The 13,604-nt window shown below is 54.7% G+C and carries 11 protein-coding genes, 4 tRNA genes and 1 riboswitch; of the genes, 9 read left to right on the forward strand and 6 right to left on the reverse strand.

Annotation, left to right across the window (positions count from 1 at the left end; all coding sequences use genetic code 11):
* Positions 1-5 precede the first annotated feature (5 nt).
* On the reverse strand, positions 6-515 hold the full coding sequence (locus tag CKW18_RS26100) for a 6,7-dimethyl-8-ribityllumazine synthase (protein ID WP_095191421.1): 510 nt from the start codon (positions 513-515) through the stop codon (positions 6-8).
* Between the two features lie 101 nt (positions 516-616).
* A riboswitch (FMN riboswitch) is annotated at positions 617-789 on the reverse strand.
* Between the two features lie 275 nt (positions 790-1,064).
* Between CKW18_RS26100 and ltaE the strand changes: the two genes are divergently transcribed.
* The 8 genes from ltaE (at position 1,065) to CKW18_RS26140 (ending at position 7,177) form a co-directional block, all read left to right on the forward strand.
* Positions 1,065-2,069, forward strand: coding sequence for a low-specificity L-threonine aldolase (gene ltaE / locus CKW18_RS26105; RefSeq protein WP_095191422.1), 1,005 nt, complete (start codon positions 1,065-1,067; stop codon positions 2,067-2,069).
* A 146-nt stretch (positions 2,070-2,215) separates the two neighbouring features.
* Complete coding sequence (gene alaS / locus CKW18_RS26110; RefSeq protein ID WP_095191423.1) at positions 2,216-4,834, forward strand: alanine--tRNA ligase; 2,619 nt, start codon at positions 2,216-2,218, stop codon at positions 4,832-4,834.
* Positions 4,835-4,926: 92 nt separating this feature from the next.
* Complete coding sequence (locus CKW18_RS26115) at positions 4,927-6,168, forward strand: aspartate kinase (protein ID WP_025112914.1); 1,242 nt, start codon at positions 4,927-4,929, stop codon at positions 6,166-6,168.
* A gap of 186 nt (positions 6,169-6,354) precedes the next feature.
* A complete protein-coding gene (gene csrA / locus CKW18_RS26120; protein ID WP_002554426.1) occupies positions 6,355-6,543 on the forward strand; it encodes a carbon storage regulator CsrA in 189 nt (62 codons plus the stop codon).
* Positions 6,544-6,605: 62 nt separating this feature from the next.
* Positions 6,606-6,696 (forward strand) — tRNA-Ser (locus CKW18_RS26125).
* Positions 6,697-6,803: 107 nt separating this feature from the next.
* A tRNA-Arg gene (locus tag CKW18_RS26130) sits at positions 6,804-6,880 on the forward strand.
* 71 nt (positions 6,881-6,951) lie between these two features.
* Positions 6,952-7,028 (forward strand) — tRNA-Arg (locus tag CKW18_RS26135).
* 72 nt (positions 7,029-7,100) lie between these two features.
* Positions 7,101-7,177: transfer RNA gene (locus CKW18_RS26140), tRNA-Arg, on the forward strand.
* A 19-nt stretch (positions 7,178-7,196) separates the two neighbouring features.
* Here CKW18_RS26140 and CKW18_RS26145 read toward each other — a convergent pair.
* The gene (locus CKW18_RS26145) at positions 7,197-7,715 is read right to left on the reverse strand and encodes a cell envelope protein SmpA (RefSeq protein WP_095191424.1); all 519 of its coding nucleotides are present in this window, start codon (positions 7,713-7,715) and stop codon (positions 7,197-7,199) included.
* A 321-nt stretch (positions 7,716-8,036) separates the two neighbouring features.
* On the opposite strand from CKW18_RS26145, the gene mgtE reads away from it, so the two are divergent.
* Entirely contained in the window at positions 8,037-9,479 is a 1,443-nt protein-coding gene (mgtE, locus tag CKW18_RS26150; RefSeq protein WP_095191425.1) for a magnesium transporter, read from the forward strand.
* Positions 9,480-9,521: 42 nt separating this feature from the next.
* Here the strand turns inward: mgtE and CKW18_RS26155 are convergent, their stop codons facing one another.
* From CKW18_RS26155 to CKW18_RS30700, 4 genes are all read right to left on the reverse strand, one after another.
* Positions 9,522-10,853 carry an IS4 family transposase gene (locus CKW18_RS26155; protein ID WP_095191426.1) on the reverse strand — a complete coding sequence of 444 codons (1,332 nt, stop codon included), beginning with the start codon at positions 10,851-10,853 and terminating at the stop codon, positions 9,522-9,524.
* A 56-nt stretch (positions 10,854-10,909) separates the two neighbouring features.
* Entirely contained in the window at positions 10,910-11,833 is a 924-nt protein-coding gene (locus CKW18_RS26160) for a VPA1269 family protein (RefSeq protein WP_095191427.1), read from the reverse strand.
* Positions 11,834-11,884: 51 nt separating this feature from the next.
* Positions 11,885-13,297 (reverse strand): gamma-mobile-trio recombinase GmtY, encoded by a 1,413-nt coding sequence (gene gmtY / locus CKW18_RS26165; RefSeq protein ID WP_095191428.1) that lies wholly within the window; start codon positions 13,295-13,297, stop codon positions 11,885-11,887.
* Positions 13,298-13,382: 85 nt separating this feature from the next.
* Positions 13,383-13,604: hypothetical protein (locus CKW18_RS30700; RefSeq protein ID WP_218274340.1), on the reverse strand; the 222-nt coding region annotated here is incomplete at its 5' end.

Genomic DNA, 13,604 nt, shown 5'->3' on the forward strand with positions numbered 1-13,604 from the left:
CGACGTTACACGGCGACAGCACGCGGCTCTGTACGACGCAACGCACGAACCTTCTGCAGCGTATCGGCGCACGTCTTCGCCGCTTCCTGACCCTTGTGCACAAAGTGCTCAAAGAAGAACTTCTGATGCTCTTCACCGGCATGGAAGTGATGCGGGGTCAGGGATACCGAGAACACCGGCACTTCCGTTTCCAGCTGCACCTGCATCAGGCCGCTGACCACCGACTGGGCGACGAACTCATGACGGTAGATGCCGCCGTCCACGACCAGGGCTGCCGCGACGATGCCGGCGTAACGACCGGTCTTGGCCAGCAGCTTGACGTGCAGGGGCATTTCAAAGGCGCCGCCGACTTCGAAGAAGTCGATGTCCGATTCCTGATAACCCTGAACGAGCATTTCGGCGAGGAAGCCTTTGCGGCTTTGGTCGACGATTTCCTTGTGCCAGCAGGCCTGGATGAACGCAACGCGCTCGCCGTGAGGGTGTTTGCTTTTGCTATCGATAGCGGTGGGTTGCATGTTCTGACTCCTGTTTGTGTGAAAAACAGGGCGTTATGAATCGAAAGGGATTCAAGGGTACGCGCGAGCGCAGAAGCGCACGGACGGCCCTTTGGCGTTAATCCCGTTCTCTCTTCATCCGGACTATGACCGTCGGCCCCGGAATCACACCGGGTCTGCTGACCTTGCCGCCGTGCACCGCCCAAAGCCGTGTCCGTCGCCAAGCGCTCGCGGGCTATGCGCATTGCGCGCAATTACCGCCGGTGGGGAATTGCACCCCGCCCTGAGAACGTTTTCGCCGCCCTTTTGTCGGCGGCGCAGCGTTTTTAACACATATTTTCGGGCCCTGCACAGAACCGGTGGGAGCGAGCCTGCTCGCGAAAGCAGTGTGTCAGTCAGTAGATGTGTCACTGAAAGACTGCTTTCGCGAGCAGGCTCGCTCCCACATGGATGGCGTGTTCTCAAGAAGTAACCTGACCTTTTCGCGCTCAAGGGTTGATTAATCGGCGCGATGACCGCAGTAATTCACCTTCATAAAGGGATTTCCCCTGCTGACTTGAGGCCAGGTTCATGAGCGTTATCGATCTTCGCAGCGACACCGTCACTCAACCGACTCCCGCCATGCTCGACGCGATGAACAGCGCCGCCACCGGTGACGACGTGTACGGCGAAGATCCGACGGTCAATCGTCTGGAAGCCGAACTGGCAAAACGGCTGGGTTTCGCCGCTGCGCTGTTTGTGCCGACCGGCACCATGAGCAACCTGCTCGGGCTGATGGCGCATTGCGAGCGCGGTGACGAGTACATCGTCGGCCAACAGGCGCACACCTATAAGTACGAGGGCGGTGGTGCGGCAGTGCTGGGTTCAATTCAGCCGCAGCCGCTGGAAGTGCAGGCCGACGGCTCGCTGGATCTGGATCAAGTGGCCGCCGCGATCAAGCCGGATGACTTCCACTTTGCCCGTACCCGACTGCTGGCGCTGGAAAACACCATGCAAGGCAAGGTGCTGACGCTGGAGTATCTGGCCCGGGCACGCAAGTTCACTCAGGACAACGGTCTGCAACTGCACCTGGACGGCGCGCGCTTGTACAACGCGGCGGTCAAGCTGGGCGTTGATGCCCGGCAAATCACTCAGCATTTCGATTCGGTGTCGGTGTGCCTGTCCAAAGGCCTTGGCGCGCCGGTCGGCTCGGTGTTGTGCGGTTCGGTCGAGTTGATCGGCAAGGCGCGTCGTCTGCGCAAAATGGTTGGCGGCGGTATGCGTCAAGCAGGATTGCTGGCAGCGGCGGGGCTGTACGCGCTGGATCACAACGTCGAGCGTCTGGCGGATGACCACGCCAATGCGCAATTTCTTGCCGAAGGCCTGCGTGGTGCAGGCTTTAGCGTCGAGCCGGTGCAGACCAACATGGTTTACGTGCAAATGGGCGACAAAGCCGAGGCGATCAAGGCATTTGCCGCCGAGCGCGGAATCAAATTGAGCGCCGCCGCGCGTCTGCGCATGGTCACGCACATGGACGTCAATCGCTCGCAAATCGAGCAAGTGATCGCGACATTTGTCGAGTTTTCGCGCAAGTGACAGCGTTAGCCGTCCAATTGACCGTTTCTATCGTATAAACACGCTGTACCCCGCGCGCAGGGCCGATATAATGCGGCCCTTTGCCGTCGCTTCGTCTGTTGACGTTTCGCACAGGCCTTTGGCCGCAGCCTCCGTGGAAGAACCTAATGAAAAGCGCAGAAATCCGTGAAGCCTTCCTTCGCTTCTTCGAAGAGCAAGGCCACACCCGTGTAGCCTCCAGCTCTTTGATTCCGGGCAACGATCCAACCCTGCTGTTCACTAACGCGGGGATGAACCAGTTCAAGGACTGCTTCCTGGGCCAGGAAAAACGTGCGTACACCCGCGCAACCAGCAGCCAGAAATGCGTGCGTGCCGGTGGCAAGAACAGTGACCTGGAAAACGTCGGTTATACCGCCCGTCACCACACGTTCTTCGAAATGCTCGGTAACTTCAGCTTCGGTGACTATTTCAAGCACGACGCGATCACCTTCGCCTGGACCTTCCTGACCGGCGTTCTGAAACTGCCGAAGGAAAAACTCTGGGTCACCGTTTACGCCTCCGACGACGAAGCGTATGACATCTGGACCAAAGAGATCGGTGTGCCGGTCGAGCGCATGATCCGCATCGGCGACAACAAAGGCGCGCCGTACGCCTCCGACAACTTCTGGACCATGGGCGATACCGGCCCGTGCGGCCCGTGCACCGAGATTTTCTACGATCACGGCGACCACATCTGGGGCGGCCCACCGGGCTCGCCGGAAGAAGACGGCGACCGTTACATCGAGATCTGGAACAACGTATTCATGCAGTTCAACCGCACCGCCGATGGCGTGTTGCATCCGTTGCCAGCGCCGTCGGTGGATACCGGCATGGGCCTGGAGCGGATCAGTGCGGTGATGCAGCACGTCAATTCCAACTACGATATTGACCTGTTCAAGAACCTGCTGAAGGCCTCGGCTGAAGCCATCGGTTGTGAAAACGGCGATCAGTCTTCGCTGAAAGTGGTGTCCGACCACATTCGTTCGTGCGGTTTCCTCATCGCCGATGGCGTGCTGCCATCCAACGAAGGTCGTGGCTACGTACTGCGCCGGATCATTCGTCGCGCCTGCCGTCACGGCAACAAGCTCGGCGCCACCGGCAGCTTCTTCTACAAGATCGTCGCGGCGCTGGTCGCCGAGATGGGCGAAGCGTTCCCGGAACTTAAAAAGCAGCAGAGCAACATCGAGCGCGTACTCAAAGCCGAAGAAGAGCAGTTCTCCAAGACTCTGGAGCACGGCCTGAAGATTCTCGAGCAGGATCTGGCTGAACTCAAAGGCACCGTGGTGCCAGGCGACGTGGTGTTCAAACTCTACGACACCTACGGTTTTCCGATGGACCTGACCGCGGACATCGCCCGCGAGCGCAGCCTGACTGTCGACGAAGCCGGTTTTGAGCGTGAAATGGAAGCCCAGCGTGTTCGTGCGCGCTCGGCCAGTTCGTTCGGTCTGGACTACAACACGCTGGTCAAGGTTGATGTAGCCACCGAGTTCACCGGCTACAAAGGCACCAGCGGTTCGGCGAAAATTGTCGCTATCTATAAAGAAGGCCAGTCGGTCGACGTCTTGAATGAAGGCGAAGAGGCGGTGATCGTTCTGAACCAGACGCCGTTCTACGCTGAATCCGGCGGCCAGATCGGTGATTGCGGTTATCTGCAGGCGGGCAACGCACGTTTCGACGTTCGTGACACCACCAAGACCGGCGGCGCCTTCCTGCACCACGGTGTGCTGGATTCCGGCAGCCTGACCATCGGCGCGCCCGTGGAAACCCACGTCGATGCCGAGGTGCGTCACGCGACTTCGTTGAACCACTCGGCCACCCACTTGCTGCACGCTGCACTGCGTCAGGTACTGGGCGAGCACGTTCAGCAGAAAGGTTCGTTGGTGGACAGCCAGCGTCTGCGTTTCGACTTCAGCCACTTTGAAGCGATCAAGCCTGAGCAAATCAAAGCGCTGGAAGACATCGTCAACGCCGAGATTCGCAAGAACTCCGCCGTTGAAACCGAAGAAACCGACATCGAAACCGCCAAGCAGAAAGGCGCGATGGCGCTGTTCGGCGAGAAGTACGGCGACAACGTGCGTGTGCTGAGCATGGGCGGCGATTTCTCCGTCGAGCTGTGCGGTGGCATCCACGCCAACCGTACCGGCGACATCGGCCTGCTGAAAATCATCAGCGAAGGCGGTGTGGCATCGGGCGTGCGTCGTATCGAGGCAGTCACCGGTGCCGCGGCACTGGCCTACTTGAACGCTGCAGAAGAACAACTCAAGGAAGCGGCCAGCCTGGTCAAGGGCAGCCGCGACAACCTGATCGACAAGCTGTCGGCTGTGCTGGAGCGCAATCGCCAACTGGAGAAGCAACTCGAGCAGTTGCAAGCCAAGGCGGCCAGCGCTGCGGGCGACGATCTGTCGAGCGCGGCACTGGACGTCAAAGGCGTGAAGGTTTTGGCCGCACGTCTGGATGGTCAGGACGCCAAGGCGCTGCTGGCGCTGGTCGATCAACTGAAAAACAAACTCGGCCGCGCAGTGATCCTGCTCGGCAGTGTCCATGAGGAAAAGGTCGTTCTGGTTGCAGGCGTAACCAAAGACCTGACTGGCCAACTCAAAGCCGGTGATTTGATGAAACAGGCTGCTGCGGCAGTGGGCGGGAAGGGCGGTGGTCGTCCGGACATGGCGCAGGGCGGCGGTATCGACGCCGGCGCGCTGGATGGCGCACTGGCGCTGACCGTTCCATTCGTCGAGCAAGCTTTATAAGACGGTCCGTCGGGCGCGCAGTCTAGTGGCGGGCCCGGCGGCTGTTTGAGTTGATTATTTGGGCGCCCTTCATGGGCAGAGGCGGCTTTGAAATGGCTTTGATCGTACAGAAATTTGGAGGCACCTCGGTCGGCACTGTCGAGAGAATCGAGCAGGTCGCCGACAAGGTTAAGAAATTCCGCGATGCCGGCGATGACCTGGTGGTCGTGTTGTCTGCAATGAGCGGCGAAACCAACCGTCTGATCGATCTGGCCAAGCAAATCAGTGGTGACGTGCAACCGGTTCCGCGTGAACTGGACGTGATCGTTTCCACCGGTGAGCAGGTGACGATTGCCCTGTTGGCCATGGCGCTGATCAAGCGCGGTGTGCCGGCGGTGTCGTACACCGGTAATCAGGTGCGGATTCTGACGGACAGTGCGCACAATAAAGCGCGTATCTTGCAGATTGATGACCAGAAGATTCGTGGTGATCTGAAGGCGGGCCGCGTTGTCGTAGTCGCCGGTTTCCAGGGCGTCGACGAGCACGGCAACATCACTACGCTGGGTCGCGGCGGTTCCGACACTACCGGTGTGGCACTCGCTGCTGCGCTGAAGGCTGACGAATGCCAGATCTACACCGACGTCGATGGTGTCTACACCACCGACCCGCGTGTCGTGCCGGTCGCTCAGCGTCTGGACAAGATCACCTTCGAAGAGATGCTGGAAATGGCCAGCCTCGGTTCCAAGGTGCTGCAGATCCGTGCGGTGGAATTCGCCGGCAAGTACAACGTTCCGCTGCGCGTACTGCACAGCTTCAAGGAGGGTCCGGGCACCCTCATTACTATTGATGAAGAGGAAACCATGGAACAGCCGATCATTTCCGGCATCGCTTTCAATCGCGATGAAGCCAAGCTGACCATCCGTGGCGTGCCAGACACCCCGGGTGTGGCGTTCAAGATTCTCGGCCCGATCAGTGCCGCGAACATCGAAGTCGACATGATCGTGCAGAACGTTGCGCACGATAACACCACCGACTTCACCTTCACCGTGCACCGCAACGACTACCAGGCCGCACAGACCGTGCTGGAAAACACTGCTCGCGAGATCGGTGCCCGTGAAGTGGTTGGCGACACCAAGATTGCCAAGGTCTCGATCGTTGGCGTCGGCATGCGTTCCCACGCAGGCGTGGCCAGCCGCATGTTCGAATCCCTGGCGAAAGAAAGCATCAACATCCAGATGATCTCAACGTCGGAAATCAAGGTTTCCGTGGTGATTGAAGAGAAATACCTGGAACTGGCCGTGCGCGCTCTGCACACGGCTTTCGAACTGGATGCTCCGGCCCGTCAGGGCGAGTAATTCCGTTTCTTGAAGGGCGCGGTCGGACCGCGCCCTTTATTTTTGAATGGCGCGAGCCCTGAACTGTTCTTTTGCTCGTGCTGGTCAATACTCAGGCATGTAGGGCTACGATCGCTCCGGTTGTAGGTCGGGTGCCTTTTTTTTGCAGACTGTTGTCCCTGAAATGAAATGCGTGAGGAGAAAGGTATGCTGATTCTGACTCGTCGGTGCGCAGAAAGCCTGATTATCGGTGATGGAGAAATCACCGTGACCGTGCTCGGCGTTAAAGGAAATCAAGTGCGCATCGGTGTGAACGCTCCGAAAGAGGTTGCCGTGCACCGTGAGGAAATTTACCTGCGTATAAAGAAAGAGAAGGACGAAGAACCAAGCCATTAATTTTTATCGATTTTTATGTTTGCAAACGGGGAAAAGGTTGGTTAAGATACGCCCCGTGTTGCGGAGAGCTGGCCGAGTGGCCGAAGGCGCTCCCCTGCTAAGGGAGTACACCTCAAAAGGGTGTCGGGGGTTCGAATCCCCCGTTCTCCGCCATTATTTGCTTAGTACGTCGTAATCTGGCTTTTTCTGTAAGTTGTTGAAATTATTAGAAAAAGTGGTTGGGATAGAGATTAGACGGGCTATAATGCGGCGCAACAAATGCACTCGTAGCTCAGCTGGATAGAGTACTCGGCTACGAACCGAGCGGTCACAGGTTCGAATCCTGTCGAGTGCACCATTTAAGAGTCAGTTACAGCAATGTAAGTGACTTGGCTTCAACCAGATGTGATCTGGTCTAAAAACACAAATGCACTCGTAGCTCAGCTGGATAGAGTACTCGGCTACGAACCGAGCGGTCACAGGTTCGAATCCTGTCGAGTGCACCATTTAAGAGTTGTTTGCAGCAATGCAGGTGACTTGGCTTCAATCAGTTGTGGTCTGGTTTAAAAACACAAAATGCACTCGTAGCTCAGCTGGATAGAGTACTCGGCTACGAACCGAGCGGTCACAGGTTCGAATCCTGTCGAGTGCACCATATACCGAAAAGCCCGCGTTTAACGCGGGCTTTTTGCTTTCTTCGATTTGGCTTTCCCTTTCACGCATCCCTTCTCATCGAAATCGACTTGAGCACTTCGGCCTCGTTTGAGGTCGTACCGATAGCTCGTCGTCGACGTCCGAATATTGACCTTGTCCGGTTTGCCGAGTGCGCTTTCGACGTCCTGCTGGTTCATGCCGGCAATGATGCGTCGATTGATGATCGCTTCGCGTCGCTGTCTGGCATCTATCAGATTTGCGCACTTGTCTTGCGCGCGCCCAACAATACCCGGTTCTCGACCGCGGGCTTTCATACCGGATTTTTCTTCGTGGTCGTGCTCCGGCATGATCGCTACGACCGATCCGGGCGAGTAGGGGTGTACTTCCTGAACTGAGCGTTGTTCACCGCTCGCACAACTCATGCTGGTGAAAGTGACGCTGCCGTCGGGCGCTTCACATCGGTGAAGGCTGGTCGCTGCCCCGGCGGGCGGCAGGCAGAGCAGGCTGGTGAGTACAAAACGAGTTGTTTTCGATGGCATTCGACGTCCTCCATGACGATCTATGCTCAAGGGTAGTCGCTGCATTTTTCATTGTCGGTGTGGTTTCTTTTCAGGATGAGTCGTCGCATCTGCATGGATCAGGACGGCGCTCAGGTTTGTTTCGCAAGCGCTTGTTTCGGCCACGATTTTTTAACGTTTAAAACCGTCAGGCGGTGTATCATTGCGCCCGTCAGCCCCGCCGGGGCTTATGGAATACCTCCATGGACTTACCCAGTAGTTACTCAGTACCCCGTTTCACCAATCATGAATTGACTGATTGAATCTTCCGGCGTGCCCCGCTGCTGGGAGTGGAGTTCGCCTATGTCTGAAATCGAAGTAAAGAAAACACAGGAAAGCCTGCAGGATCGCCTGGCTCAAGTCGTCGAGCTGCTGCAGCGTCAACGGGTCGTCGAAGACCTGACTCATCGCCAGGAAGGCGCTCATCACGACCGGGTCGAAAACCTGGTTCACCGGCAAAATCTCGTCGAGCTGCAACGCAAGCTCGATGATCTGCACTCCGCCGACGTAGCCTACATTCTCGAAGCCTTGCCACTGGACGACCGTCTGACGCTCTGGCAGTTGGTCAAGGCTGATCGCGACGGCGACATTCTTCTCGAAGTATCCGATTCCGTCCGTGAAACACTGATCGCCGACATGGACGATCACGAGCTCCTGGCTGCTGCCAAGGACATGGATGCCGACGAACTCGCTGACCTGGCCTCCGAGCTGCCGCGAGATGTCGTCCATGAGTTAATGGAGACGCTGGACCAGCAACAACGCGAGCGAGTGCGCTCGGCCTTGTCTTATGACGAGGAGCAGGTCGGTGCGCTGATGGACTTCGAGATGGTGACCATTCGTGAGGATGTCAGTCTTGAAGTGGTTTTGCGTTACCTGCGGCGTCTCAAAGAGTTGCCCGGTCATACCGACAAACTGTTTGTGGTCGATTACGACGGCGTGCTCAAGGGTGTGCTGCCGATCAAGCGTTTGCTGGTGAACGATCCGGAGAAACAGGTTGCTGAAGTAATGGCCAGCGATCCGGTGAGTTTTCATCCGGATGAAGATGCTTATGACGCTGCTCAGGCGTTCGAGCGTTACGACTTGATCTCTGCCCCGGTGGTCGACAAAAACGGCAAGCTGATCGGCCGTCTGACCATCGATGAAATGGTCGACCTGATTCGTGAGGAAAGCGAAAGCGAAGTCCTCAATATGGCAGGTCTTCGTGAAGAGGAAGACATCTTTGCTTCGGTCTGGAAATCCTTGCGCAACCGTTGGGCATGGCTGGCGGTGAACTTGGTCACTGCGTTTGTCGCCTCGCGTGTGATCGGTCTGTTTGAGGGGTCGATCGAAAAGTTGGTAGCGCTGGCGGCATTGATGCCTATCGTAGCGGGTATTGGCGGTAACTCCGGCAATCAGACGATCACCATGATCGTTCGTGCGATGGCACTCGATCAGGTCAGTACCGGCAACACATCGCGACTGATGCGCAAGGAACTGGCCGTGGGCTTGATCAATGGCTTGGTCTGGGGCGGGGTAATCGGTGTGGTCGCCTATCTGCTTTATGGCAGTTGGTCGCTGGGTGTGGTGATGACCGCAGCGATGACACTCAACTTGCTTCTGGCGGCGCTGATGGGGGTGTTAATCCCTATGACTCTGGCCAAGTTGGGTCGTGATCCGGCGATGGGGGCCAGTGTGATGATTACTGCCATGACCGACAGTGGTGGCTTTTTCATCTTCCTCGGGTTGGCCACGATCTTCCTGCTCTGATTTGTTGTAATAGAAAGCCCGCGCTCATTGGCGTAATGCTGTTCACTTAAGCGGAGCAGCCTTGCGATCCACCGGAAACCGGGTTTTTGAAATCTTCACCGTCCTTGGCCTCGAAGGCCTTGGGCGGTGATCCAGAAACAGCCCGCCAACGCCTTTTCTAAGTTCCGCCAACCGTCTACCCGTCGCTGAAACAGGATTGACCGCTGCCATCACGATCAACTGCACGGCGATGTACTGGCAAGCCGGCTTGAAACGGATGTCCGACGGCGCTCGACCAAACGCGACTGCTGCCTGACTTGCCTCCCGACGAATCACGTTGTAAGCCAGCAACAACCCCCACACTTCCTGGTAGATCAGATCGACCTTTTTGCTGCGCAAGGTCATTGCGTTTTGCTGCATTGAGCTTTTGATATCCCTGAAGCCCAATTCGATTTCCCAGCGCTCCTGATAAAGCTTGGCAACAGACTCGGTGCTGTAGATATTGGCCGGCAACGATGTCATGACTGTTTTTACTTTGCCTTGAATTTCATAACTGACTTCACGCGTCTCCCAGTACGTGGGAAGCGTCGGATTTCGCTTTCTGGCTTGCGGCGAGACTTTCATGCGCACCAAACGGTCGTGCTGGTTGTAACGAGCTACCTCCTCGCAAACCAATCCCTTTTTTGCCGGAATCAGCCAATGACGGTGACTGCCGTCGCCGCTCAGGCTGAGCATGAGATCGGCGCTCCAGAACCCTTTATCGAACAGCGTCACGGAGTGGTTGGGGATCTGCTGCAAAAACTCATCGGCCAGACGCATTTCGCTGCGCCGGTAAGGGCTAAGTTGTGCATCGAGGATCAGGTGTGAACGGACATTCATCAGCGCCACCAGACGCAGCATGGAAAAGGGCGTTTGGCGATCGGTCGAGGTGTTTCCGGAACCGAAATGGTCTCGCAATTCAGGCGTGTCGGGCGTACGTAAAAGCGCACCATCCACCGCAAATACTTGCAGATCCTGCCAAGTATCATCACGATAGCGCTCTGCGCCCCATTGAGTCCCCGTCTTGCGAAACAACCACTCAACCGGGTCGGCCCCGAGCCGCTTGCGGGCTTCGGTTACACCGCTACGGGCCAATAGATGGTCAGAAGCCAGACCTTGGGCGCAGATGTTCAAACGTCGGGCGACCTCATGAACGGGCTCGTCGCGAAACAATGCCATGCCGAGCACCAGCCAGAGCACTTGGTCGGCAGGCAAGCGACGCCGTCGGATAGTGGCTTGGCTGGACAGATCCAGCGCAGACGCGACCCACTCGATGGGAATATTTTGAGTGAATGTGCTCAAGTCACAGAAGTTGAAAAGGTCGCCGAGGTCGAGCAAGTCCTGTTGAACAGACATAAAAAATCCGATGCCAGAGATCTGACATCGGATTTTCGAAGAAGCCCGGCGAGGATTCAAATGCTTAAGTGAACAGCATTACCCTTGCGCCAGGGGTTTACCTCACTACCTCGAATGAATTTATGCACTCTATTCAGATTCCATCCATCTCGGGAATATCTCCAAGTATCTGCCTCACCAGAATCGAGAAAACGCACTTGGTATGTCCTAAGTGGTAGATGCAACTTGATAAATATGACCATAGCTCTGACAGGAGACCATAGCTCATAAACCACAACTTCCCTTTGCCCTCTTCCTTTAACTTTTTTAATGATGGTGCGGGTACGCCAAACGCAGTATGGATCAGAGTAGTTGATAACTCGCGGATCCACTTCGAACCAATCACCTCCTTTACGTGCTGCGGAGGATGTACCGTTTGATCGCTGCGGACCATACTGCTCATGCGCCCAATGCCAATCATTGAAATTACCAGATGGATCGGGGCATATTAATGCACGTAGATCCTTGATATAGGTATATGGCAATGGGTTATGTACAGTTTCAGAAAGCCTAATTCCAGATTTACTTGCCCTACTGAAAGGATTGATAACAAGTGACTGTAAACGACCGAAACTGTCAATCTCACTAAAAACCTTCTCAATCACCCAACCAATAAAACTTACAATTGCATTTTGTCTTTCGGGAATCTTCAACGGATGCACGGTTTCTTCTAGCATTTCAGTCAGCCCGGGAAGTGCATTATTTTCATGAGCAATAAATATACTTTTTGGATTCCACCCCTCTGACACGATCGGCAAATAATGCATTACAAACCAGTTGAGTACCGTTATCCTCAAATGAGTATTCTGATGTTCCGATGCCAGCCACTCCGCCATGAGCTTGCGCCAAGTTTCCCATTTCACACCTCGCTCGGCGGTTAACCAGCTAAATGTAATATCTTTAGTTCGCCCATTATATTTTGTCCCTTTTTTTATTGGCATCGCTAACGCCTCCTTGCGTTACTCTTCGCGCTAAATGTAGAAGAATCCAGATCAGCCCCCCATCAAACCAAATTCTTGAAAACCATTTGCAATCTGAGCATCTGTACTTTTCTTCGTAGGGGTGTTCTTCAGTAAATCTGTCGCTTTAGTTAGCGCTTCATTTACATCCATAATGCTTGGAGTGGTATAGACACCTTGGGATTCCATGGATGAATGATGTAATGCCTTCTTGATGACTATTGAGTCAACATTCGCACGTACAAGTCGGCGCCCATATGCATGTCGATGTCCATGAGGCGAAAGTCCTTCGACCTTAGCTGGATTTAATCCGATGCGAGCCAACGCCGCAGCGTAGTTCTCGTTGAACGCATTCAAAGTATAAGGCTTACCCAGGCTTCGCTTTTCGTATGAAATAAAAGCATAAGGATGTTGTCGCTCGACACTAGCAATGTAGTAAAGATGCTCATTCCATAGCGTCAAGAACAACCGACCAAAGTCATCAGGAAACCAGTACAACTGAATGTAGCCATCTCGATGATCAACATACCGTGTTTTCCAACCGACCCGACGAGTTCCCCTCAATTGATTTCGAGGCGGCAGAGCATATACCTCGCGCAAATAGGCTGATCTATTAGTTTTCCCCGAGACACTCTTCCAACCACCTAGGGCCTTACCTTCTTCGGGATGGTATATACGTATTAATGCTTTCAAGGGGTCATGCGGATCAATTTCTACATCCTGAACCCACAAGTGAAGAGCTTGGCTTTCTCGAAGGCCTGCACCGTGCATCATGATGGGAATTAACTGATCCCGAACCGAACACCTCCGATCTGAAGCGCTACCAAAGCCCTTCAAATAAAATTGCTCAAAAAGGGATTCTGGAAAAGCAACCGCTTCGTCGCCCCCCCTATTTAACGCGCGCCGCCCCCTGATACTACGAGCCTTTCCCGCCGTTTCGTTTATCGTCTTATTTTTTATATGCCCTAAAAAATCGAATTGATTTCGCCGATACCAGGAAGCATAGCTTAATCGCTGATCATGACTACTTTCAGTGACCAAGGGGTTCATGTGAGTAACATGGCTATGATCAGCCAAAAAATCGGTCAACCCCTTCAAAATATTAATATGCCGGTTTGCCATCAAGGTACTAGCGGGTATCCAATATAGACCTGAAGGATCGAAACCATTGTCATCTACGGTACCGGTAAATAAGCGTGTTGCGAACGACTGAAATAACATCTCAGGCTCTGAGAAACTACTCTGGTTTACCTCCATATAAGTAATTAGAAGCTTTGCCGAACTCACAACTCGACGCAGCCAATCAGGAGAGCGATCTATTTGCTTACTCAGCAAATAATCTAGGAGAGGCAATACAACCCCCTGCTCCGATAATAAAATGGGCATCTCGCTGCGAAACCCTGATTCATCGACGATAACCTTGGCATAACCATCGACAACTGGCATCACACACCCCGTTTTCCTTCAATTGATACTTAAGGTATATCTAAGGATGTCAGGTAGCGCAAAAAACAGGCAAAAAAAAGGTTCTTCACGGAATCCCGGGAAACACAGAAACAAGAACGCCGATTTGCTTGATGATGTTCGTGCGAGCAAACACATCTAACAAACCGGCGTTCTTATGCGCGATATTAATACTTTCCTTCCTTTTTGGGAGGGCTTTTCTGTCGTCACGATCAAGCCTGATGGTGATGCCCTCCAGATCGATCTGACGCCCCACGCCACCCGATTCCCTTCCTGTGGTGGGTGCCAA

Source organism: Pseudomonas sp. Irchel 3E19, from assembly GCF_900187585.1.
GTDB classification, from domain to species: domain Bacteria; phylum Pseudomonadota; class Gammaproteobacteria; order Pseudomonadales; family Pseudomonadaceae; genus Aquipseudomonas; species Aquipseudomonas baetica.

Excerpts from the sequence above, each read along its gene's own strand:
- CKW18_RS26100 (WP_095191421.1), bottom strand. The coding sequence starts at position 515 with ATGCAACCCACCGCTATCGATAGCAAAAGCAAACACCCTCACGGCGAG.
- ltaE (WP_095191422.1), top strand. The coding sequence starts at position 1,065 with ATGAGCGTTATCGATCTTCGCAGCGACACCGTCACTCAACCGACTCCC.
- alaS (WP_095191423.1), top strand. The coding sequence starts at position 2,216 with ATGAAAAGCGCAGAAATCCGTGAAGCCTTCCTTCGCTTCTTCGAAGAG.
- CKW18_RS26115 (WP_025112914.1), top strand. The coding sequence starts at position 4,927 with ATGGCTTTGATCGTACAGAAATTTGGAGGCACCTCGGTCGGCACTGTC.
- csrA (WP_002554426.1), top strand. The coding sequence starts at position 6,355 with ATGCTGATTCTGACTCGTCGGTGCGCAGAAAGCCTGATTATCGGTGAT.
- CKW18_RS26145 (WP_095191424.1), bottom strand. The coding sequence starts at position 7,715 with ATGCCATCGAAAACAACTCGTTTTGTACTCACCAGCCTGCTCTGCCTG.
- mgtE (WP_095191425.1), top strand. The coding sequence starts at position 8,037 with ATGTCTGAAATCGAAGTAAAGAAAACACAGGAAAGCCTGCAGGATCGC.
- CKW18_RS26155 (WP_095191426.1), bottom strand. The coding sequence starts at position 10,853 with ATGTCTGTTCAACAGGACTTGCTCGACCTCGGCGACCTTTTCAACTTC.
- CKW18_RS26160 (WP_095191427.1), bottom strand. The coding sequence starts at position 11,833 with ATGCCAATAAAAAAAGGGACAAAATATAATGGGCGAACTAAAGATATT.
- gmtY (WP_095191428.1), bottom strand. The coding sequence starts at position 13,297 with ATGCCAGTTGTCGATGGTTATGCCAAGGTTATCGTCGATGAATCAGGG.